Source organism: Melioribacteraceae bacterium, from assembly GCA_019638015.1.
Classification (GTDB): domain Bacteria; phylum Bacteroidota; class Ignavibacteria; order Ignavibacteriales; family Melioribacteraceae; genus JAHBUP01.
Genome location: JAHBUP010000002.1, coordinates 18,625 through 42,449, shown reverse-complemented (window position 1 = coordinate 42,449; position 23,825 = coordinate 18,625). Strand labels below are relative to the sequence as shown.

Below are 23,825 nucleotides of genomic sequence, written 5' to 3'. Positions count from 1 at the left end.
CAGTTAAAATTAAAGCCCAAAACATTCGTTTTTGGGCTTTTTTCGTTGTTTAGCTTATATCCAATTACCTCTTTTTCCATCTTTTTACATACCATCAGGACACTTTTAGGACATTTTTAGGACACTTTTAGGACATCACTTTCTTTCAACAAATCATTCAATAACTCAACCTCAGAATGTAAGTTCGTTTCCTTATCATTAGCATAATGTTTCTGCGTAGTCACAACTGAAGAATGACCTAGCAATCTTTGTATATGTTCAACCGGTACCTTTTTGATTGTTAACATTGTTGCAAACGTTGATCTAAATTTATGAGGATATGCCCTCGATTTGATTCCACATTCCTTTGCTGTTTTTTTGCAAATTTCCAGTGTTGTTCTTTCATTTATAGTTTTGTTTAGTTTGTTAACAAAAAGATATTCTGATATTGCATTTTTTTTCAGTTGATATAGTACTGTTGAAAGTTCTTCACAAATAGGTAGTATTCTATTCGAACTTTCTGTCTTTAAAGCATGTGTTGATTTATTTTTTACTTCTAAAAAACCTGTTTCCAAATCAATATCATCCCAGGTTAAGTTTGCAGCTTCACCAAATCTTAATCCAGTGTACAATAAAGTTTTAAAAAAGCAATCATATGGATAAGGAATCGAAACTGAGAAAAATTTCTTCAACTCATCTGCAGTGAAAAAATCAGGTTGGATCTTGTTCTTTCTAACCGGTCGTAGATGTAATACAGGACTTCGTGTTAAATGATTCTTATTAACCTCCTCATTAAAGAAAGATTTTAGTGTCTGAACATAAAAATTAATTGTGCAAACACTTAACCTTTTATCTTTCTCTTCTTCATTCATTTGACTATTTGCATTATTGAGTAAAAAATTATAATAATTAGTACCAAGGTCATTTGTGAATTGGTCAATATACAGTACAGAATTAACATGGCAGAATATTTTTATCTGACTTACAACGCCAGCATATTTTTTATAACTTTTTGGTCTTAACATTTTCTTTGATAATAAATACTCATCTAATTGTTTTTCGATTAGATATATCTTTGGTTTAATTCCATGTTTAATTCTTTGTGCTTCAATTTTCTCATTCTTGAATTTTACTTCCACAGCTTCAGCATCTTTTCTTGTATAAAATCGGATACGGACTTTATTACCGTATTGGTCTACTGTATAAAGTAGATATTTTCCGTTTTTAAGTTTGTGAATTGCCATTTTTTACTCCGTTAGTTAACATTCTTGCGATTTCGCTTATATGAATTTTTATCAAACTTCCGTAAGGAATCCAAATAATTAGTCCAGATTTGCAATATCTATTTATCATTTGATAACTAACTCCCAATAGTTTAGCGGCTTCCATTTGACTAAATAGAATTTTATTTGGATAACATTCCCCTATTATTTTTAAGTTTTCTTCATACCTATTTGTCTCGGAACCCAATTTTTGAATTGGGTTCTTTGCTTCAGGTTTATCTACCCTTCTATTCGACCTACATCCGTGGGTATCGATAACCATCTTTGAAAAGTCAGCTTTCCGAGACATTATTCTTATACCTAAGATTTATTAATTGATTTAAAGGTTAGTTTTAATCCGTTTGAAGCAAAATCATAACTTTTGCTTTTATTGCTTTTCAAATAGATATTTAAACAGTTAACAAGGAATGTTTTTAGAGTTTTCCTTATTTGTTTATGTCTGTTTATAGCTGTCGTTATAAATCCAGCTTCATCACTTTTTTGAATAAAATCCATTAAGGGCTTTAACTCTTCTGCATCACCTGCTTCTAACTTTGCACTAAGATCAAGAAGTTGTTTTGAATCTACTACATACTTATTCAATATTGAATTGAGCTTACGCTGCAAAACGTGTGGATTTTTTCGAATGTATTCCATGCTTTCAGCTTTCATTCTTATTCTTTCCTTACGTTTACTATGGACCGCACCTCTTAATCTTGACTTAAATGACTTATTATTTTTGCTTAATTGATCCGTTAGTTCGAATTTCTCCGTTTTTAGATCTTCTAATTCTGCTTTTAAGGCCATCTTTTGAAAGGTTTTAAGTTTAAGCTGATTATTTCTTGCGGTTCGCATTTTAGAATTTTTTGGAGCTAATTGAGATTTAATATCATTCATACGTTTATTAATCTCGTCTAATCGAAGATATTTATCATTGATTTTTTGATGAAGAGTTTGAGACTTTCCAAGGGTAACTCCTGGCACTTGTACTACTACTTGTGTTTTTTTTGTCCCCATTTCTTCAGAATTAAATTCCTTGGAACCATTTGGGTTCGAGTAAGGTTTTGAATTAGTTTCAGTACTAGTTTGTTTTTTGCGCGATCTCATTTGAGACCTCCTAAGTTTGTTTAAGAAATAAATTAATGTCTTATAAAAGACACCGAAATGAAGTCTCTGAGATTCTTAGATATGGAAAGAAAAAATCTTATAAATTGGTTTTTATAAGATTTTTATTGAAGGGTTTTTTACTACTTACTTCGAGTATTTTTTCTGAAGTATTGATATATAATTGTCACTTAATAATTTAACATCGATGTTAAATTTATCCGCATTGATTAAATATTGAATGTTTTTATTATTCTGTTTCAAGTTAGGAGTAAATGTTACTTTGGTTGAACTCATTTTAAAATGATCTTTTACGAAATCTTTTAGCCGACTATCAATATTCTTTACTCCCTCTCCCATAATAGCAGAATGAATGGCAGCATAATCCAGCTTTGGCTCAATTTCGTTATTTATTCTCTCAATTATTTTCTGCTCACTATCTTTTCTTTTAAGATACTCGTTCGCAATTATGAATAAATGTGTGTGATCAATTCCTTTATTAAACAATTGCCAATATTTTAACACAATCATAATAATAAATAATGATTTCTTTACTTCACCTTTTATATAATTTTTACCTAAAGAGATTTGAGCATATTTATCCTTAGTTACATCGTAAATTATTTCAATGGTAATCTTCTCTATTTCGGAGGAATTGCTGGTCTTGCTCTTCGGATTATCAATAAGTTTCAAATGTTTGCGAAAAATAAACCAATCCTCAATTGAAGAATAATTAAATTTATTACCCTGCAATAAAGCATGATTAAGTGAATCAGATATACTTTTTATATTAATCTCTTCTGTTACTTGTATCAAATCCCGGTAATAATTTTCTCGTATTCTTTTTACGGTATTATTTGAAACAGGTGTTTTAGATCTTGGTGGGATTAACTGATGAAAAATCAGCGAAAGCCTTTTCTTAACTACTGAACTATCATAATTCCATACTTTAAAAGAATTGAGATTTATTAATCCGTTCTTAGGGACTTTTGTGTCGATAAATACTGTCTTCTTGACTAGCGTTTTTTTATCTACCACTTTATTCCATAGTTCTCTTTGATTTTTATTCTCAAGTTTATTAAAATTAATGAAAATGTTAAGATCATCATTTAAGTACTCAATTCTTATCCCATCACTCAGATCATGTTCTGTAAATTTTAACTTTTGTTTAAGTTCCTCAATTATCTTCGTACAAATAAATTTATCATCACAAATCAAATATGCATAGTTTTCGGTGGTATTAGAATCAAACAACACATTTAATACTTCACTCAATTTAGGGTCAAGAGCTTCGGTAAAATCTAATTCATATTTTTGTCCTTCCTCAGAGTCAATGTTTATAATATCCTTGATAAGGTAATAATCCTTATCATACTTTATGGATGAGTTCATATCAATTATTCCGCAATTCCCGTTTCTAATAAACTCATCCTCAATATTTTTTGATAGATCATTGACTATAAAACATATTTCTTCTCGATTTATATTTTCATTATATAACAAGTTTGATCTCGATCTTATATCAACTTTAGTTTGACGGATAGTCTCAATATTTTCAATATATATTTCCCCGCCCTTTAGATATTCATTTTGAATTAGATTAAATATTTTAGTTAACTTTATATTTCTATCTTCATCCAGCATATATGTATTGGTCAATTGCTCCATTAATAAATAAAGATTGGAAATCACAAAAAACGAACAATAATTATCCCAAGTGTTAGAAGATGACTCTATCAAATCCTCACTTTCAAATATTTTTTTACACCCATATTTTTCAAGGTAAACTTTCTCTTTTCCTTTCTCGAACTTTTTCACGATATCAATAAATTTATTTGACCAGATTATTTCGACAGATTCAATATTATGTTTCTGTTTATAAATCTTATCTAAGAAGAACATCGTTTTAGTCAATAGAAAGAATCCATGGACAAGACTATTAATTACCTCATCTTTTTTTATTGTTTCCTTTTTGCTCTCGGTGTCAAGTTCTGGAAAAGATTCCCCGTGATTCAATTTGAGAATTGCATTCTGGATAAAGTTCTTTATATTTTCATCTATAAAATCCCGTGAATTAATCAGTCGTTCAAGAGCTTTTTTCTTAAATATATGTTTCGCCTCTTCTGAGTCAAGAATTAGATTCTTTAAATCAATTAAGATTGATCCTATGCTAAAAGTATCATTTATTATTTTCCCCTCACTTACAAATTCCATATTTGCTTTTTGATTACAGTAATTTTTATAAGAATTATTCATCAAAACATATAATTCATCAATATTCAAAATCTGATCTAAGAAAACGACTAATTTCATAAAACCCACCTTTTTAGATTAAGAGGTTACTACTTTTAAAAATTTACGCACAATTAGTGTTCATTTATTCAAATAATTAAGTATTTAGTCATAAGTTTTTTCATTTTTTGTATTTTTACTGGCAACTTTGAACTCATTTTTTTTCATTCCACAATATAATCCGCAAATAGTTCTGCTTGTTTTAATACAGTATCAATAGCTTTTTGTTGTTTATCTGGCGGGTAACCGTATTTAGATAAAGTTCGCTTTACCAGTACCATTATTTTAGCGCGTGAACTTTCTCTGATTGTCCAATCAATTGTGGTGTTCTTGCGTATCTTATCAGCAATCTCTCTAGCAATAATTTTTAATGTATCATCCCCTAATACTTTTACAGCACTATCATTCACTTCAAGGGCTTCATAAAATGCAACTTCATCCTTTGTTAAGCCAAGCTTTTCTGATTCCTTATCAGATTCTCTTATTTGTTTAGCAATGCTGATTAGTTCTTCTATTATTTCGGCTGTCGAAAGAATATTGTTAAGATATTTCTTAATGGTGAGTTCCAGCATTTCGAGAAATTTCTTACTCACTACAAAGCTTGTCCTTGATCGCAATTTCAATTCATCATTGAGCAGTTTTTTAAGTAGCTCAATCGCAAGATTTTTGTGCTTCATTCCTTGGACTTCTAACAGAAATTCATCGGAAAGGATTTCGAGGCTTGAAATTTCCGGTTTATCTAAACCTGCAGCCTCAAATATGTCAATAACTTTATCTGAGCTTATTGCCTGATCTATTATCTGCTTAATTGCAGTGTCAATTTCTACCCTACTTTTACCTCCCCTTTGTGAATCGAATTTTGCCAAACGAGCTTTAACAGCCTGGAAGAAGGCAACTTCTTCTTTTATTTTGACTGCTTCTAGATGCGGCATAGCGAGTGCAAATGTTTGGCTCAAATACGTCACTTCCCTTATGTATCTTGATTTACCATCTTGCAATCCAAGAATATGTTCCTCAGCTTGCAGAATTATCGATAACTTTTCTTTTGCGTCTGCTATAAAAAATCTTGGGTAATTAAATTTATATGTCCCCATATAGTATGCAGCGGGTTCTTCTACAAGTATCGCTTTATGTGTTCTACTTTCCTCATTAAACATTTGTTGAACTACTTCCAGCTTCTCTTGCATAAGCTCAACAGCCTTAGCAATTGTTTCTGTCGGATCACCTTTACCGCCAGAATCTGAATAAAAAGAGAGTGCCTTTTTCAAATCGCTGGCAATTCCAAGATAGTCTACAATCAAACCACCCTTTTTATCTTTGAATACGCGGTTAACCCTTGCAATTGCTTGCATAAGAGTATGTCCACGCATAGGTTTATCAACATAAAGTGTGTGTAAACAAGGAACATCAAAACCAGTTAGCCACATATCACGTACAATAGCAATTTTTAGCGGGTCATTAGGATCTTTTATTCTGTCGGCTAGGTTTCTTCGTTGTTCTTTTGTTGTGTGGTGCCTTGCTAATTCCGGACCATCTGAACTTGAGGAGGTCATCACAACTTTGATAACTCCTTTGGCTAAATCGGAATCGTGCCATTCCGGTCTAATAGCAATTATTTCATTATATAGATCAACAGCAATTCTTCGGCTCATTGCAACAATCATAGCTTTACCATCAAAAACACTCGTGCGCTGTTCAAAATGGTTCACCATATCTTTAGCGAGGTTCTTAATACGGGGTTTATTACCAACTATTGCTTCGAGCCGAGCCCATTTAGCTTTTGCAACTTGCGTCTCTGTAACTTCTTCCTGTTCTAATTCATTATCAAACTCTTCAATTAAGCGTTTACCTTCCTCATCAAGGTTTACTTTTGCAAGTCTGCTTTCGTAATATATCTTTACGGTAGCACCATCTTCAACAGATTTAGCTATGTCATAAATATCTACATAGTTGCCAAACACTTGTGGTGTGTTTACGTCATTACTTTCTATCGGCGTACCTGTAAAACCAATGTAGGTAGCATTAGGTAAAGCATCCCTTAGATACTTTGCTAAACCATAAGCTAAACGTTTACCAATTATTTCTTTTGTTTCTTTATCACGAAGGTCTTTTAGTGATGCTTCAAAACCATATTGAGTGCGGTGAGCTTCATCTGCAATTACAATAATATTTCTTCTATCCGAAAGAAGCTCGTATTCTGCTTTTCCATCTTCTGGAAGAAATTTGTGAATTGTAGTGAAAACAATTCCACCACTGGCAACTTTAAGAAGTTCTTTAAGATTCTGGCGGCTGTCTGCTTGTACTGGTTCTTGTCTTAAAAGTTGTGTAGATGCAGCAAAAGTACCGAAAAGCTGATCATCCAAATCGTTTCGATCAGTAAGTACAACTATAGTAGGGTTCTCAAGTTCCGGTTGTGTTATTAGTAGACCTGAATAGAAAACCATACTTAAACTTTTCCCGGAACCTTGTGTATGCCAAACTACACCACCCTTCCCGGTTTGTGTTATTACAGAGGCCTGGATAGATGAGGTTACAGCTTTTTTAACTGCATAATACTGATGATAGGCAGAAATTATTTTTTCTGTATGAACTTGTGTAATTCCGGTTTTTGAATCTTCTTTTTTTGTTTTTTGAAATAGAATAAAGTTGCGGACAATATCGAGGAAGGTTTTGGGGTTTAGCATACCATGAATTAGAACTTCCAGCTGAGGTGCAAATCTAGAAGCATCTTTTTCTCCATCAGAAGACTTCCAGGCCATGAAGCGGTTGAATCCGGAAGTAATTGTACCAGCTTTACTTTCTAACCCATCAGAAATAACACAAAAAGCATTATACGTAAAAAGGGAGGGTATAATTTCTTTATATGTTTGAATCTGTTGATAAGCATGAAAGAGATCGGCCTCCTCATCAGCAGCATTCTTTAGTTCTAATACGACTAACGGTATTCCATTAACAAATAATATTATATCGGGGCGTTTATTCTGATTCTTCTCAACTACTGTAAATTGGTTAACGACTAAAAATTGATTGTTCTCCGGATGTTCAAAATCAATTAGAGCAACTTCGTGGCTTCTTTCGTAACCATCTTGATGATAGGGTATTTTGACTTTTTCTATTAATTGTGAATGAAACTCTTCATTATTGTGAATTAGCGCTGGTGAAAAGATTCTTTGGATTTTTGAAATTGCTTGTTCTAATGCTGAGTGGGGAATGTTTTTATTGATAATTGTAATAGCTTTTTGCAATCGAGAGGTAAGAATAATTTGCTCAAATGAGGAACGTTCTTGTTCCTCTGCACCAGGAGCTATTGCATATCCATGTATGTAATCCCAACCAAGAGATTTAAGTAGTTCGATTGCAAAGGATTCTATATGATCTTCAGTTATGGGTTTCATTTTTACCAAGTTGATGGTTTAACTAAAACATAACCATCTTTTTTTGTTATATGATCTTCCAACTGATTGTCTTTTAGTGTTTTTCGACCGATTGTAAAAGAACCTTTAGCGACACTAGCTATGCTCATATTGTGTCTTCTCGGCGGGAAAGCAACTACAACGGATTTGTTTGCGAAATTATTATGCACCGCCCTAATAGGACCAATTAAATCACTATCACCCGAGATAAGAATTGCTTTATCATAGTTATTGCTAAAAGCATCAACTAAAAGATGTGTTGCAATATTTACATCCGTCATCTTTTCATTAGGAGAAGGCCAAATGTGCCCGCATTGATAGCATTCTACCGTTAACAACTGATAATGACCATAAATAATTTTCGCACCCTTTTCAATTAGAGCCTCAATGTAAGTTGATTGACGTTTTTGTTTTTGAGGATCGTTGCTAACACGCGAAGTAAAATACTTTACCTCAGATAGCTTTTCGTCTTCTTTAAGAAACTTAGAAGCCATGTTAACAATATTGAGCCAGCGAAAAGTATCAAATCCACTTTCCATCATCCCAAAGTATAAGTTGAACCCATCGACATAAACATTAACTTTGCTCATTTTTCACTTGACATTTATTATGTAGAAAACTTAGATTTGTATTCAAGAACAGCACTTGGGATAGTATCCCAGGTCCGACGCAACGACAACGTTGCGTTTCTTTTTTAAATTGTGGTAACAAATTTCTCCTTTAACAGAAATATGCCTTTCCACTCCACAGTTAATATATTCACCACCGAGGGATTGGAGTTGCTCGATTGCAAACGATTCAATATGATCTTCAGTTATGGGTTTCAATATTATTTGATTCCTCTCAAATAACCAATTAAATGTTGGAACATTTTTCTCCAATGCTTTTGTTATTCAATTACTCTCCCTAAATCCATAGCATATTTTGCCAATCCACCAATTTTCGTTTCTGGACTTAAGGAAGAACAGAACTTGTAATCTCCAAGAATAATCAATGAACTCCTGGCTCTTGAAACTGCAACATTTAGTAAATATGGAGCTCCATTATTAATCCAGTTTATTTTTCCTTGTTTTGTTCCTTTGGACACAACCATACTGAATATTATTATATCTTTCTCATCACCTTGAAACTTATGAACATTATCGATTGCAATTCTATCGTAATACCTATTTGGTATTTTGGTCCTTATTCTTTCTATTTGATTAACGAATGGAGTTGTTATTCCTATCGATGCTTCAGCATACTTCTCATAGAGCTCAATTGCAAGTTCAACGGCCTTATTAATTTCAGCTTCGTTTATGTTAGAGTTGTCCCTAAGCAGGGGGCTACAATGAAACCAATTTAATCCCTTTGGCTCATACTTAAATCCGCTAACATTTGTCATGACTTCCAATGATTGACCTACTGTTGGCAAGTAAAACATTCGGCTTGAATATTCAATTATATCCTTATGGCAGCGATAATGTTTATCAAGAAACACGCTTTCACAATTGGAGTTAACAGCTAAATCAAAGCAATAATCGTATAATGAATTATCTCGGTATTTTAGTTGAATCTCATTAACAACACCAATCTTCTCCGCAATAAAATCTTCCTCATAGTTTTGGACATTTGAAATATGTTTTAATTGATTGGGATCACCTATAACAACTAAGGTTTTTGCCCTAAATATTAAAGGGATTGCTGAAGCAATATCACATTGAGAAGCTTCATCAAATACAAGCATATCGTAAACCTCTTCCTTGAGAGGAATTGAATTTCTTATAGATAAATTAGAGATGGCTGTAATATTAAATAGTCTTAGAAAATCATCAATATAATCAAAAGCCCTTGGAGTTCTTGTATCCAGCGGTAATACACCATTATAGTTATTAACAACTGATGCAGATGTAGTAGCTAATTTGTAAGCTATAATTTCGTTTATATATTTAATAGATTTTTCTGTTAAAATTGATTCGCTTTTTTTAATACATCTTTCAAGTACTTTTTGCCTTTCTTTTAGTTTTGCTCTTTTTTCATTTAATTCTAAAACAAGATTGTGAATCCTATTCCTTTCAAGTAGCTTACTTTCATTTTCTTCTCTTAATTTACCTCCAAGTTCTAATACATTAAAAACTCTTACCAAATATTTTATTAAATCATCTCCTCTATTATAAATTTCATATTCTTCAAGAGGAGTATGTTTTTTTATTATTTGTTTGATAGTTGCACTGAACCCACTAATAGAATTTTGCACTTCAAAGTAGAAGTCCTTTTTATCAAACAAATTAAACTTAACTTTTCCAATTCCGCTGTACTTCAACTTCAGTTTATTTAATAAAAATGTGATGATTGACTTGCACCCAGCAATTTCTTCATCTTCTAACAATAGGAATTTATCTAACTTTTCTTTCTTCTTTATTGAGATCCAACTTTCATAAGTATTATCAATACTTTCCAGAAGGACAATCGTTTTTTCAATCTCTTCTTTCAAAGACGTATCTAATTGTAAATTACTTTCATATTCCTGTTTGTCAGAAAATATATTGTCAATATCTTTTTTTGCAGCGTCAAGTGTGATTTTATTGTTCGAATAACTTTTGTGCTGAAGTTTAGTTACATAAGTACTGAGAATTGGTTTTAGTTTATTTTGTATATCATCTTTACTACCAAACCTAATAAAGAAGTCTTTATCTAATAATATTTCATCCATTCGTTCTTTGACGTTATCTACCGCCTTATTGTTTTTACTTGCGAACAATATCTTTTTATTAAGAATGATTCCGTTGGCTAAAATATTTAATATTATTTGTGTCTTCCCGGTACCTGGAGGCCCAGTAATTACGGTCAAAGGTTGTGTAAATGCAAGCCTTATGGCTTCTTCTTGTCTCTCATTTAGTGCAGTAATTTTTAGTAATTTATTTACTGGTGATGCCGGTCCTTGGAATTTACCTCTCAACAAATATTTATATAGTGTTGAGTTTACTTTTATAGGGTTATTATTTTCAATGTCGAGCAACTCTCTAAGAAGCTGTGCAACGAATAAGCTTTCTTCACTAAACCCAATTATTATTCGATTAGAAAGAGTAATTTCGCCCAATAATTCTTTAAGGGAGTGTAATTTACTTTCGAACGTCAAGTTTGCTGCTACTGATGAAGAAAGTTCCAACAACAATTCATTAGAAAAACCTCGTTTTTCTAATCCTTTTGTATACAAGGTAAAGTCAGAGAAATCAATATTTAATGAAGTAGAATCTTCTAAATCTTTTAAGAAATAGATTTTATGTAATACTGTTATCGGTACACCTTCAAGAATTACATTCACACCAACAAAAATGTTTTGGGGATGAGCTAAAGCTTTATTTCTCACAAACTCCGCATACAATACTGGAGTTTTTTCAATATTAACTTGAAGACCACCAGAATAGAATATCTCTTCTGCTACTTGTATAGAATTTGTGTTAGTTACCCCAGCTTCTTTATATCTTTCCAGATTTATTAGGACATAATAATAATGCAGTATTTTTTTAATTGGATCTGTTATTTGTACTTTAGGTAAGATATTCTTTACGAGTTCTAATCTTTTTCCTCCATCACTTCCACTTATTTTAACTACATTATCATCACTACACGAAATGTCAAATAAGTTGCTATCTGTAATGTTTAGCGCAACAAGTATTTGATTCATTTCCTTTGTGGTCAAGTTTAATTCAGTTGAACCTCTATCATCTATTATCGATATGTAGTTTGTTGGATCAGCAATTGAAAAATATGTCTGTATGTTTTGAGGGATTTCTTTCTCGTTAAGTTCAATCACTTGATGAAATATCACCATACCAGAAATATGTCCCCAATTACATTTTTCATGATTTTTATCGAGTATATTTTCTTTTCGTGCACCAAGATATTGAATCAATGAATGTCTGTACGCATTAACCTGTTGAAATGGATTTCTTATGCTTCCACCCCCAGCTACAAACTTAAAATCACTCTTCTCCCAAATTTTCCAAGGATTATTCTCAGAAAAAGTAAGCTTCCCACCATAATTCTTAAATTCTAAAGTTATAATTTTATTGCGCGATATAAATAATCCATCAAACACATGTCCATTACAACCAACATTACCAATAAGTATATTATTTTCTTTTCCATGAGAGTATTTTGTCTTTAATCCATTTACCAATACCCTAAAAAAGGCGTTCTCATGTGTTGTATCATATTTTTCGACTAAGTAGCATTTGAAAGCCATAAAACAATTCCTAAGTATTTATTGAATTAGAAATTCATGACTATATTAACACATTACATTTTCTCTTTCATAAAATTCAAATATCCATCCAAATTCTCTTTATAATATACTTTTCTTAAACTTGGTTGATGTGGGAAGGGGAAAAAGTTTCTTTCAAGTTTGTTTTGTTCTTTGCTACAATATCTAAAGGCGTAATCTTTCCTTTTTGTTTTAACATTATATCCCCAATAATCTCTTACTTGTTTATCCACACCCGCCAACAACTGAAAGACTGGTAAGCCCAAAGTAATTACTGGAAGCTGTTGATAATTAACTAATTCTTTCTTTAACAACACAAGGTTTGACTCTAAATGTGCGAATAAAACACCCATTGTTTCTTGTGGTGGCTTACTATAAAAGTATTTGAAAACATTTGTTGCATAAACATTTTCAAAACTAATGCCCAACCCGATACAAATAACTGTAATATATTTTTTAAGAGATCCTTCTTTATCAAGATTAAGTGTATACTTTATTCTTTCTCGGCTTTTGACATTTTTTACAGTTGGATCTTGTCCAATTATTATTAATTTAATCTTATCTGTAATCCAAAAAGGTAATACTGGTTTCAATTTATGGTCAATTGGGTTTTCTGAAATATCATGATGAAGTTTTAGACTATTCCTTATTTGTATTGATTCAAAAAATACTTCAGTAAGTTTCATATTTCAACCATCACTTCCCAACTCATCAACTTAGAATTAAGCATATTCACCATTTTTGAAATTTGGAGAGGGATTGCTAAATAGTGAATGTTATCCCAACCAAGAGATTGAAGTTGTTCAATAGCAAACAGTTCTATTTCATTTTCTGTTATTGGTTTCATATTATTGTGTAATATCATCTAAAATGATTCCAAATAATTCAACGATTATACTCGATAATACATTATTCACTGGATTGTTTAATATTTTGTATGAGCAATCGTTGAGATGGAATGCCCAATTTTGCTTCAATTTTTTGTCTCTCTTTATAATCTACATCATGAGTAGAAGTATAATTGACGACTAAAAATCGCATCATTTTTTTTGATATTTGAGAAAAATCGGTGTCTTTAATCCGCATAGAAATATTTTCCAGCTGCATATTCTTATTATATGACATTAATATTCCATGCTTAATAAGAACGGTAGCTGGTGTATTAAGCCGGTCACATACTTCCTGAACTATTTCAATAAGTTTATCAGACCCTAAAGATTTAATTATTTTCTCGATATAACTAAATGCAATTTCAAAATTAATGTTCCAAAATATCAGTCTTGATAGTTTTTCTAATTTTTCTTCATTAGGGGGTTTCTTCATATTTCTAACAATTTTGGATAAACTAGCATTAATCATTTCAACGACCTCATCTTGACCTTCCTTTCTCTGAATTAATTCTATAAACGATGATAAAACTCTAAGATGGACATTCATTGCTTCTTCAAAAATCATTATAAGTCTATCTCGCTCTAATGAACCTGAACGATTTTTAATGATTTGGCCCATCACTTCAACAGTTTTAACACTACGACGAAGGTTGCAAATAAGTTCATTGTAATCATCTTTCTCACTGTCATTTTCATCTGAATCATGTCCGCTTTCTCGAATTTCTTCTTTCATATCTTCCAACTGTAATAATTCGGTTCTTTTCTTTTCCGGTGTTTCGAGATGGGAAGGCAATACTTCTTTAACTATCATATCAATTTGTTCATCAAAAAAAACAAGCTCATCTTTAGATAATTCTGAAGGTTTGTATTTTTCAAATAAGGTAAGGGCATTTAGCAAGACTTCGTCAAGAACGCGTACGTTTTTAGAATGATGACTTATAAATATGGTGATATAAGCATTATCGTCTTTATGAAGATTATTAATCAACTTTTCAATTAGATTTTTTTGTTCCTCGCAATGATCTGCAAGATATTTGGCAACAAAATAGTAGTAGAGATAAGGGTAAAAGAATGAATAGTAACCGAGTCCATTTAGATAAATAATTTGACATTTTTGTAATTTAGCAATTATAATCTCCAACTTAATCGGCACATTAAATTTGCTAGAGTAATATTTTATAAATTTTTGAAAATCTATTGTAGAAAGTTCGTTCTTACTATTTGTATATAAAGTAAATGAAAATTCTGTAAGAAAATTAAAGTAAGTATCTATATCCTCATTTCTTACACCTTGTTTTCTCAGATAAATGTAGATTAGTGCTTGATAACAATGCCCCTGGGAAGTGATTTCTTCATTTAGGGAGATATTAAATGATTCATAAGTGCTAATTACCGAAAGGATAAAAAATGGATGTGCTGGCATTATACCATGCCCGATTATCTTTCCTAATGCATTGTCCACCAATTCAGTTTTTTGGTCAACTTGTTGATAAAACTCATTAAACTGATGGTTCTCCCCATTAACTTTATCTGTGAGATAAACCCATTTTTTTATTAATTCATAACGAAGTGAAGGACTAAACTCTTTGATTTTATATTTGTCAAACGATTTTATTGCAGTATCATTTTTAAGATTCATTCTAAAAATATCATCAACAAAAAGTATTTGATGTTCATATTTTTCTAATTGTTTTAAATACTTTTCTTTGTTCACGACTACATGAAAATCATCTACAATAGGTATTAATTTATATTTTGGAATTTTTTCAATTTCAAGACCTTCATACTGTTCTTCAGCTAATTGTAATATTTTGTTTATGTCGTCCAATGAAGAAATTATTTTTGCATTTAGATATATTGGTACGAATCTTCTTTTTAATAGGTCATAGATCAGCCTCTTACATAACGTCGTCTTACCCGATTGACCTACTCCAGCAATCAAAATTTTAATATTTTTTCCTAAATCGTCACATAATTTTTCCGAACTTTCTTTTTTATCATATTCACCTATATCATCATACTTTATTAATATGGGATAAATAAATATATCATCAATGAAGACACTTTCCTTTTGAGAGTGGGCTTTTGTTAAGAGTTCAGTGCTTTCAAGAAATCTTGAAAAGGATTCTTTGAGTGATAAATTAGAAATCATTATTTCTTGTTCAATCACCTTCTTAATTCCGGCATAAACATCTTGCCAAGCACTATCAGAATTTGAATATTTAGTTATTGGTACTCCATCAGTGGGTAATGCTAATAATGCAGAAATATCTTTATCATCTAACCATCCACAATCTGAAATAATTATTGGAACAATTACAACACCTCTGCTATTATTTAGTTCAATTGATTTTTCTTTTTCATTCATACATGCGGAAGAGTTCAAAAAGTTAGCTGAGATAATCAAACATATAATGTCTGCTTTCTCTATACTATTATCAATCGAGTTTTGAAAATCGTGACCAGCAACTATCTTTCTATCATACCATTCTTTTATAAATCCTTGAGTTTTTAATGGAGCCAAATGCTTTATAAAATCTTTAACATGAGACTCATCCAAATGAGAATAACTAATAAAGATACTTAACGCAGAATTTTTGCCCATAATCACACTCCTATGTTAATCTAACTTCCCCACTCATCAGCTTTGGTAAAAGCGTATCGCGCAGTTGTGTGAGTGTGCGGATTTGATTTGTGTTTGATTGCTTTTTATTAAAATAATTTTCAACAATATTTTCAAACTCTTTAACTTTTTCAACTGTTGTATATTCAACATCTAAATTGAGAACCAATGCTCTATCGGTATGCGGAATCGCAGAACCTGTTGTATTTTCGGTAATAATTTCTGCATTTGCTTTTAAGAAATAGAAAAGGAAATGCGGGAAAATAAAATCTCGAATAGGTCGAAATAATCCAATTGTAGAACCAACAATACCATGTATTCCAATCTCAACTCTACCAGAACTTGCACCATCCATTACCATCAGAATATCTTTTTCATTTGCAATGACCATATCCGTTGGATCAGAATAAAGAGTTTTACCTGTATCAAATGTTTCAATTAAGATTTGAGGAACCAGACCAACTTCAAAATTTTCTACTGCATTATTTGGTTTCCTACCCTTTATAAACTGCACAAGTTTACCAAACTTTTCCCTTTTGACATTTGACTTTTGACTTAACACAAACCACTGCCTAAAAAGTGTTTCTGCAAGTTGTTCTAATGTTTTGTTTTGGCGGTGGAGTAAATCTATTTTGTCATCTAAGCTATTTAAAATATGTGCAATCTTATCTTGAATTTCTTTCGTGGGAACTTTTACGATAAGATCCATTAAATCTTTGCCAGTAATTCCAGAAACTGCTACTTGTCTTAAAATTGTCCCTAATAAGTATTTCCCAAAAGGAGAATTAAATAAATAATAAAGGAAATATGGTGAGGCAAGTTCTTGATTTGGTCTTGCACGAATAATAGAGGATTCAAATGTAGTTTCTTGGTTAATATTGTAAACCAACGAACACTTACCAGCTCCTTCAGCAGTAAGTGATCTTCGAGCAAATATTAAATCTCCATTACGTAATAGACATTTTGTTTTTTCATTCTCATTAATCTCAACTCTCTGCATCTCAACATCTATAAGTCTTGGATAAGAAAATAATTCACCCATGTTCACAATTTTAGTGCCTCGCCCATGAAATTCTTTTCTTTTATAAATTCCATTCCTAACAGGTTCTTCAAGCAAATCTTGAAATTTATATTCTCTCCACTCACTCATGGTTTCTCATCAATATGTATTCTAGCTAGATTTTCAAGAATCTTTTTATTCAATTCATCTTCTTCAGAAAGTTGTTTTTCAAGTTCAGCTTTTAATGAAGTGAAGCGCTCTTCAAAGTTGAAGTCATCCTCATCATCCGGCAAACCTACGTATCTGCCTGGCGTAAGTACGTAATTTAGTTTGCGAACTTCTTCAATCGTAACAGATTTACAGAAACCGGCAATATCCTCATAACCTCCCTCCTTACTTCTCCAGTTATGATATGTACCCGCAACGTTTTGTATATCCTCAGCGGACAAATCTCGATTGCGGCGATTAACTAGAAAACCAAGATTTCGTGCATCTATAAAAAGAATTTCATCCTTTCGGTCTCTGTAACTACCATTTGCTTTATTTCTTGAAAGGAACCATAAACAAGCTGGAATTTGTGTATTGAGAAATAGTTTTGTTGGGAGGTTTACTATACAATCAACCAATCCTTTTTCTATAAGAGCTTTTCTTATTTCACCCTCGGTATTTGTCTGTGTAGTGAGTGAACCTTTTGAAAGAACAAAACCAGCTTGGCCGGTTGGCGCAAGATGATAAAGGAAATGCATAATCCATGCATAGTTTGCGTTACCGGATGGAGGGATTAAATTCTCACCTAAGATTTTCCAGCGGGCATCATTTTTTAATAAATCACCTGACCAGTCGCTATCATTAAAAGGTGGATTGGCTATAACAAAATCGGCTTTCAAATCTTTGTGAGCATTATTTAAGAAGCTGCCTTCATTGTTCCATTTAACATTACTGCTATCAATTCCACGAATGGATAGATTCATTTTAGCTAAGCGCCAAGTTGTTTGATTGCTTTCTTGACCATAGATAGAAATACGGTCGACTGGATTGAAAGATAAACCATTTCCATTCTTCTTTTTGTAATGATCGGTGTGCGCCTTAATAAACTTTTCACTTTGAACAAACATACCACCGCTGCCGCAACAAGGATCAAATACCCTTCCCTCATATGGTTCGAGCATTTCAACTAACAATCTAACAACGCTGGAGGGTGTGTAGAATTGCCCCCCCTTCTTTCCTTCTGCAAGGGCAAACTCTCCAAGGAAGTATTCATATACTTTCCCGAGTATGTCTTTACTCTGAGCTTCCTTAGTGCCAAGAACCGCTGTACCAATAAGATTGATTAATCCACCAACAGTTGCTTTATCAAGTTTTTCTTGTGCGTATACTTTTGGGAGTACACCCTTTAGCGATGGATTATCTTTTTCGATTGCATCCATTGCATCATCAACATCTTTACCAATTGTTGGAAGTGCAGCTCTACCTTGGATGTACTGCCAACGTGCTTTTTGCGGGACGTAAAAAACTTTCTCAGCAGTGTATTCGTTTTTATCTTCAGGATTGGCGCCTTCGCTTTTTTGTTCAACTAGTTTCTGATAAAGTTCTTCGTGCGCATCAGAAATATATTTGAGAAAGATTAAGCCAAGTACAACATGTTTATACTCGGCAGCATCCATGTTTTTGCGGAGTTTATCTGCTGTTTTCCAAAGCTTTTTTTCAAGTGGTTCTTCTTGAACGATTTTTTGTTTTCCCATATACCCTATCGTTGACATGAAAGGAAAGATGATTCAGTAAAATAATTACTATTTATTTTGGAATCACATTATTTTAACTTCAACATAAATATAGGCAGAAATAATGTCAATATTAGAATAAGAATATTATGATAGATCTACTGGAACGGGTTTACTTCAAAATCGTTTAGAACTATTAAGAGTACGATTCATTGAGATATCGACCACCAGCACCAGAAGCATTTATCCCTAATCAGTTGGCCAATGCTTGATAAAGGGAAAAAACTAACTTATTATTGGCACACAAATCGGGGGGCAAATCAGTTGATACAATGAAGAAAAATGTCTTTGTTGAATGGGCTATAGGAGATCTGTACAAGCTAAGTTTAGATTGACAGTCATACGTGTTCTAAGAAAAAATGGTTATCCACCAATTAAAGAAGAAAAAGTAACAAAAACAGTTTTAGAACAAGCAGAACTAATCGCTGCTGAGTGGGCATAATTTAATAAGGGGTGTTCATTATGACAATAACTTCCATTAACAAAATCGTAAAAGAAGTTCAGGCTAATTCTTCATTACCGATAGTATTGATTATGAAGGGATACCCAGCATGGTTTTTAAGTGAAATGGGCCGCACGATTCCTAATGTTTCAAATTTTTATTGGTTAACTGAGCAGCGAAGAATTGACTTAGATTACATATTAAAAAACTTCTGGTCTTTAGGAAGCTATTTAACGCAGCCTCAACATGAGGTTTCTTTTATTCTATACGAAGAATTTCTTCATCTACCTTCCCACACTATTAAACAATTCCCTGTGCAATTTGCTTTAATTACAAACTCTTTATATGATTTCTACCCAAATCAATACAATAAATTATTTGCTGATATCGAAGCTAGTATAGATAACGATATGGTAATTCTTGAAGATGAACTATTTAATAAGTTTTTTGCAGATTGTAAAACAATAAGTGGTTATCAGTGTATACAATATTTAGATTACCCTGAAAAACTATCAGATTATAAGATAAATAGTTATGACTTTTGCGATTATATAGAAAAATTGGAACCAGAAACTATTAATGAAATTAATAATGTAGAATTACCACAAATACAATTTTTAGCAGCTGACTCTACATACGAAAAGCTCAAGTATTCATTATTTCTTAATGAATCAATACGTGATTTCATCCTAATAGTAGATGACAATTTCTTACATATAGAAAAAAATGTTGTCGAATATGATTCGATAACTTATTTATTATCTTTTTATGGATTTAGTTTTAAGATTTTTACCAAAAAAGAAAACTTTACTGACTATTGGCGAGATGAACTAAGTATTTTGCTTGAAAAGCATTGGGGTGAAGGAGCAAAATTTAAGGAATTAAAAATTTACAAAGATCCCGATACCTCATCCGAATTAATAAGATATTCACAAGGTTCAGTTGTAGAACATATTATACATCAGTATGAACTGGCGAATCAAAATTTACTATTTGAAGATATTTTCCTTACGGCACCTACTGGTGCTGGTAAGTCACTCTTGTTTCAATTACCAGCTATCTATTTATCCGAAAATTATGAAAATAAACCCGTTACCATTGTTATATCACCTCTGAAAGCTTTAATGGCAGATCAAGTTATATCACTTATAAATAATCGAAAATATAGAAACGTTGCATTTCTTAATTCTGATCTTTCTCTTATCGAAAGAGAAAAAATAATTGAAGAAATATTAGCAGGTGAAATTAGTATAATATACATGTCACCTGAGTTGTTATTATCATATGATATTAAAACTTTCATTGGTGAACGCGATTTGGGTTTAGTAGTAATCGATGAAGCACATTTAGTAACCACTTGGGGTCGAGATTTTAGAGTAGACTATTGGTTTTTAGGGAACTACATTAGAAAACTACGTCGTGGGAATACTCTCAAAGGTAAAATCAATAATCAGCAAAAAACTTATAGATTCCCGGTTGTTGCTTTAACTGCTACTGCTGTGTACAATGGTAATGATGATATGGTATTTGAAACAATTGGCAGTTTAAATATGCAAAACTGTAGAATTTATATAGGAAACATTATTAGGAACGAAATTCACTTTGAGTACAATAAGTTTCACACACATACTCATGACTTAGATAAAATAAACAAAACAAAGGACCGCATTAAAGAATTTGTGGATAACAATATTAAATCGATTTTGTACTTTCCTTGGATTAGTCAGATAGAAGCGATAGCTCCAACATTAGATAAAAACATAAAACAATTCGTTAAAAAATACCATGCTGAATTAGATTCCGAAGAACGAAAAGAAACACTTTCAAGTTTTAAAGATAAAGATACTAAAGTTGTTCTTGCAACAAAAGCATTTGGGATGGGGGTTGATATTAGTGACATTGAAGTTGTTTATCACCATGCACCATCTGGGGCCCTTTCAGACTACGTTCAAGAAATTGGGCGTGTTGCTAGAACTCCAAATATTATAGGTAAGGCAAAGATTGATTTTACACCAAAAGATCTTAAGTATACTAAAATCTTGTTTGGGCTATCATCATTAAAACAATATCAAGTTAATTTAGTTATAAAGAAGGTTTGGGATCTATATTCGATTAAGAGAAATAGAAACATGTTAGTCTCGATTGAAGACTTTAATTACATTTTCACAAAAGACAATAACTCAGAACAAAAAGTGAAAAGCGCACTACTTGTAATCGAAAAAGATTTACTTGCTAAATTTGGATATAATATAATTATTGTACGTCCTAAAAGTTTATTCTCAGTTGTTTACAGCGCGACTACAGCTGAGTATATGAAAATTTTTATGAGATATTTTGGAGAATTTTGTGAAGTATTGCCAAATCAACAATATGAATTACAAAAAGTACCACTGACGAATGGTGCCGTATTGGTAAGAGGAGATTCAAGTAATAAAAAATATTTAAGAATTCATCTTGATAAAATATGGGAAAAACACTTTGCTGATCTGAGTTTTCCAGAACTTAAACATAAATATTTTCAAAAAGAACTCTTCCCCAATATAAATCCAATGCTAAAGCTTGCATTGCATTTTAAAGTCGAGATAAACGAAGCTCAAATATCTTTTGATAATTACATTACAACTTTAGAAAAATGTTTGTTTTCAGAAAATTTAATAGGTAGGTATTTTACAAAAGATGATTTAATTAAAGAGTTGAAGAAACAGCTGGGTAATGAAGTTACATGTCGTAAATTAGCAGATTTACTCATCGTTTTTTATGGTGATATAAATACATTCGGGAAAAAAGGTATATCTAATGGAAGAACTAGTAACTTTATTCAGTTAAAAAAAATTGGAGAAAGTGTAAAATATAAAATAGTTAATACAGCTTTCACCAGAGTTAAATCTGAAATGAAAACTTCGTTCTCTAGGGAATTTGGTGGAATTGGAAAAGGCAATACTGAATACCAAGGTTTTGTTTCAATTGATAAAGATCACCCAAGTCGGAGTAAAGTAAAACTAGCTTATCTATTAGAAATATTTGATCTGGCTACTTATGAATTAAGTGGAGGTGACTTACCACAATTATTTGTCCGTATAAATGATCCGCTAAAAATTAAAACCTTAAGTGAACGAGCTTATCAAAACAATGTAGTCACAGATGTTGAACGACGACATTCGAGATCAGTAGAAATAATGACGTACTTTTTTCAAGCAGAAATTACTGACGAATTAAGATGGCAATTTATTGAAAATTATTTCCTTGGGCGAGATGATTTGATTGATGATTGTTTAAGGAGTTGATACCCGCATAGATAAATATGTATTTATACATAGCGGTGGTATTCTTGAAGCAAAATAATAATTCTTTGTTATCTATTAAAGTTATCTACTCGATTGCGAATTTATTGACCCAATTTAAATAGATCTTAGAAAATATTTGGTATAAGAATCCTAGTCTAACAACTAGGAGTTCTTATATGTGTACTTTCACCCTCGGCTGCGATCCGGAACTGGTTTGCAGATTAAACGGTCGTTTTGTTAATGCTCATAATTATTTCAAAAGTAATTCTTCATTCGGATTAGATGGATGCGAGTCTGTCGCTGAGCTTCGCCCCGGCTTCTCTGAATCCCCTATCGATCTCACCGCAAAAATTTATCAAATCATCGAGTATGGTCATTCTAAACAACCAGATCTCGAGTTTATATCCGGTCATTTTTCAGATCAGTATGCTATTGGCGGACATATCCATTTCTCAATTCAACCCAAACCTGAAATCATAAACGCTCTTGATACAGTTCTTTACTCGCTCAGCAATTGTATTGACGATAGAGATCAAAGAACTAAAAGAGAAAAATGCGGATATGGAAAAAGAAAGTCATTCAGAAATCAACCTCATGGTTTTGAGTACCGCACTCCAGGCAGCTGGCTCTTATCTCCTTCAACAACTCTTGTTACACTCACAATGGCAAAGCTAGCTATACTTGGAGCAACTGAGTTAAATCTGGATTTCTCTGAGATCAAAGGACGCCAGCATTCACAAACATTTCTAAAGAACTTCAAAAACAATTTCATTGAGATCCCGGAGGATTGTCTGGAAGGATTGAAAGAATTAGACCTTCTTCTAGCCAAACAACTTAATTGGAATTCAAACATACTCCCCAATTGGGGATTTATTTCCCGGGAGGCAGCATGAGCAGGTGCAGTGTATGTCAATGTGAATTAGAGTCACATCAGATAAGAACAGCTCCTAATGACGAGATCTATTGCGAGGAATGTTTTTCGGAAAACTATAATTACTGTAACCGATGTGACGAAGTAATTTCCCGCGATGAAACGCAATGGGATGATGAGGGAGATCCATTATGCAGCAGCTGCTATGAAAATATGCATGATGATGACTCACCGGATAATCCTCATGTATATGATTCTGATAGAAAACTTATTCTCGAGTTATCAAGAAGCTGGTTATCAGACAGATGCAATCATAAATCTCTATTGAAGATCAATAAAAATGATTTTCTTCTTCAGAAGATTAGAGACTGCGTTGGTCTAGTTGATAATCCTCTCTATCTATTTGGACTGATTGACCGTGATGAGTACCAGATATCAGCGAGTCCAAATTTAATGGAAGAAGTAAAAGAGTTTATTCTGCTTCACGGTTTGGAATTAAAAATAATCGAAGGTATCGGCTCAAATCGTCTCGGTATCAGTTATTCACTCCGCAAAGATCACTTACAGACTGTAGTAAAACTTATCAAACGGATCACAGAAGTAAAAGAACTCGCCATAGCATAACCAATTACTAAAAA

The 23,825-nt window shown here is 32.3% G+C and carries 16 protein-coding genes; 4 read left to right on the top strand and 12 right to left on the bottom strand.

The window, feature by feature from the left end; genetic code table 11:
- Positions 1 to 116: 116 nt before the first annotated feature.
- From KF816_17305 to KF816_17250, 12 genes are all read right to left on the bottom strand, one after another.
- Positions 117 to 1,223: a tyrosine-type recombinase/integrase gene (locus tag KF816_17305; GenBank protein MBX3009786.1), complete on the bottom strand. Its 1,107-nt coding sequence runs from the start codon at positions 1,221 to 1,223 to the stop codon at positions 117 to 119.
- Positions 1,204 to 1,551 carry a helix-turn-helix domain-containing protein gene (locus KF816_17300; protein MBX3009785.1) on the bottom strand — a complete coding sequence of 116 codons (348 nt, stop codon included), beginning with the start codon at positions 1,549 to 1,551 and terminating at the stop codon, positions 1,204 to 1,206. The genes KF816_17305 and KF816_17300 overlap by 20 nt, the downstream gene beginning before the upstream one ends.
- An 11-nt stretch (positions 1,552 to 1,562) precedes the next feature.
- Positions 1,563 to 2,348 (bottom strand): hypothetical protein, encoded by a 786-nt coding sequence (locus tag KF816_17295; GenBank protein ID MBX3009784.1) that lies wholly within the window; start codon positions 2,346 to 2,348, stop codon positions 1,563 to 1,565.
- Between the two features lie 144 nt (positions 2,349 to 2,492).
- Positions 2,493 to 4,658, bottom strand: coding sequence for a hypothetical protein (locus KF816_17290; protein MBX3009783.1), 2,166 nt, complete (start codon positions 4,656 to 4,658; stop codon positions 2,493 to 2,495).
- A gap of 143 nt (positions 4,659 to 4,801) precedes the next feature.
- On the bottom strand, positions 4,802 to 8,032 hold the full coding sequence (locus KF816_17285) for a type I restriction endonuclease subunit R (protein MBX3009782.1): 3,231 nt from the start codon (positions 8,030 to 8,032) through the stop codon (positions 4,802 to 4,804).
- Positions 8,033 to 8,034: 2 nt separating this feature from the next.
- Positions 8,035 to 8,640 carry an NYN domain-containing protein gene (locus KF816_17280; protein ID MBX3009781.1) on the bottom strand — a complete coding sequence of 202 codons (606 nt, stop codon included), beginning with the start codon at positions 8,638 to 8,640 and terminating at the stop codon, positions 8,035 to 8,037.
- Positions 8,641 to 8,939: 299 nt separating this feature from the next.
- Positions 8,940 to 12,278, bottom strand: a complete 3,339-nt coding sequence (locus tag KF816_17275; GenBank protein ID MBX3009780.1) for an AAA family ATPase — start codon at positions 12,276 to 12,278, stop codon at positions 8,940 to 8,942.
- Positions 12,279 to 12,331: 53 nt separating this feature from the next.
- A complete protein-coding gene (locus tag KF816_17270; protein MBX3009779.1) occupies positions 12,332 to 12,982 on the bottom strand; it encodes a hypothetical protein in 651 nt (216 codons plus the stop codon).
- Positions 12,979 to 13,143, bottom strand: coding sequence for a hypothetical protein (locus tag KF816_17265; protein MBX3009778.1), 165 nt, complete (start codon positions 13,141 to 13,143; stop codon positions 12,979 to 12,981). The genes KF816_17270 and KF816_17265 overlap by 4 nt, the downstream gene beginning before the upstream one ends.
- Positions 13,144 to 13,205: 62 nt before the next feature.
- Positions 13,206 to 15,791 (bottom strand): TIR domain-containing protein, encoded by a 2,586-nt coding sequence (locus tag KF816_17260; GenBank protein ID MBX3009777.1) that lies wholly within the window; start codon positions 15,789 to 15,791, stop codon positions 13,206 to 13,208.
- A 10-nt stretch (positions 15,792 to 15,801) separates the two neighbouring features.
- Positions 15,802 to 16,959, bottom strand: a complete 1,158-nt coding sequence (locus tag KF816_17255) for a restriction endonuclease subunit S (protein MBX3009776.1) — start codon at positions 16,957 to 16,959, stop codon at positions 15,802 to 15,804.
- Entirely contained in the window at positions 16,956 to 18,551 is a 1,596-nt protein-coding gene (locus KF816_17250; GenBank protein ID MBX3009775.1) for an SAM-dependent DNA methyltransferase, read from the bottom strand. Before KF816_17250 ends, KF816_17255 begins: the two co-directional genes overlap by 4 nt.
- A 370-nt stretch (positions 18,552 to 18,921) precedes the next feature.
- On the opposite strand from KF816_17250, the gene KF816_17245 reads away from it, so the two are divergent.
- From KF816_17245 to KF816_17230, 4 genes are all read left to right on the top strand, one after another.
- Positions 18,922 to 19,032 carry a DUF3387 domain-containing protein gene (locus tag KF816_17245; protein MBX3009774.1) on the top strand — a complete coding sequence of 37 codons (111 nt, stop codon included), beginning with the start codon at positions 18,922 to 18,924 and terminating at the stop codon, positions 19,030 to 19,032.
- A 20-nt stretch (positions 19,033 to 19,052) separates the two neighbouring features.
- Positions 19,053 to 22,316 (top strand): ATP-dependent DNA helicase RecQ, encoded by a 3,264-nt coding sequence (locus tag KF816_17240; protein ID MBX3009773.1) that lies wholly within the window; start codon positions 19,053 to 19,055, stop codon positions 22,314 to 22,316.
- Positions 22,317 to 22,492: 176 nt separating this feature from the next.
- Positions 22,493 to 23,209: a hypothetical protein gene (locus KF816_17235; GenBank protein MBX3009772.1), complete on the top strand. Its 717-nt coding sequence runs from the start codon at positions 22,493 to 22,495 to the stop codon at positions 23,207 to 23,209.
- Complete coding sequence (locus KF816_17230) at positions 23,206 to 23,811, top strand: hypothetical protein (protein MBX3009771.1); 606 nt, start codon at positions 23,206 to 23,208, stop codon at positions 23,809 to 23,811. The genes KF816_17235 and KF816_17230 overlap by 4 nt, the downstream gene beginning before the upstream one ends.
- The last annotated feature ends 14 nt before the right edge of the window (positions 23,812 to 23,825 follow it).

Bases quoted from the DNA above. Each gene is read 5' to 3' on its own strand.
- KF816_17305 (MBX3009786.1), bottom strand. From the start codon at position 1,223: ATGGCAATTCACAAACTTAAAAACGGAAAATATCTACTTTATACAGTA.
- KF816_17300 (MBX3009785.1), bottom strand. From the start codon at position 1,551: ATGTCTCGGAAAGCTGACTTTTCAAAGATGGTTATCGATACCCACGGA.
- KF816_17295 (MBX3009784.1), bottom strand. From the start codon at position 2,348: ATGAGATCGCGCAAAAAACAAACTAGTACTGAAACTAATTCAAAACCT.
- KF816_17290 (MBX3009783.1), bottom strand. From the start codon at position 4,658: ATGAAATTAGTCGTTTTCTTAGATCAGATTTTGAATATTGATGAATTA.
- KF816_17285 (MBX3009782.1), bottom strand. From the start codon at position 8,032: ATGAAACCCATAACTGAAGATCATATAGAATCCTTTGCAATCGAACTA.
- KF816_17280 (MBX3009781.1), bottom strand. From the start codon at position 8,640: ATGAGCAAAGTTAATGTTTATGTCGATGGGTTCAACTTATACTTTGGG.
- KF816_17275 (MBX3009780.1), bottom strand. From the start codon at position 12,278: ATGGCTTTCAAATGCTACTTAGTCGAAAAATATGATACAACACATGAG.
- KF816_17270 (MBX3009779.1), bottom strand. From the start codon at position 12,982: ATGAAACTTACTGAAGTATTTTTTGAATCAATACAAATAAGGAATAGT.
- KF816_17265 (MBX3009778.1), bottom strand. From the start codon at position 13,143: ATGAAACCAATAACAGAAAATGAAATAGAACTGTTTGCTATTGAACAA.
- KF816_17260 (MBX3009777.1), bottom strand. From the start codon at position 15,791: ATGGGCAAAAATTCTGCGTTAAGTATCTTTATTAGTTATTCTCATTTG.
- KF816_17255 (MBX3009776.1), bottom strand. From the start codon at position 16,959: ATGAGTGAGTGGAGAGAATATAAATTTCAAGATTTGCTTGAAGAACCT.
- KF816_17250 (MBX3009775.1), bottom strand. From the start codon at position 18,551: ATGGGAAAACAAAAAATCGTTCAAGAAGAACCACTTGAAAAAAAGCTT.
- KF816_17240 (MBX3009773.1), top strand. From the start codon at position 19,053: ATGACAATAACTTCCATTAACAAAATCGTAAAAGAAGTTCAGGCTAAT.
- KF816_17235 (MBX3009772.1), top strand. From the start codon at position 22,493: ATGTGTACTTTCACCCTCGGCTGCGATCCGGAACTGGTTTGCAGATTA.
- KF816_17230 (MBX3009771.1), top strand. From the start codon at position 23,206: ATGAGCAGGTGCAGTGTATGTCAATGTGAATTAGAGTCACATCAGATA.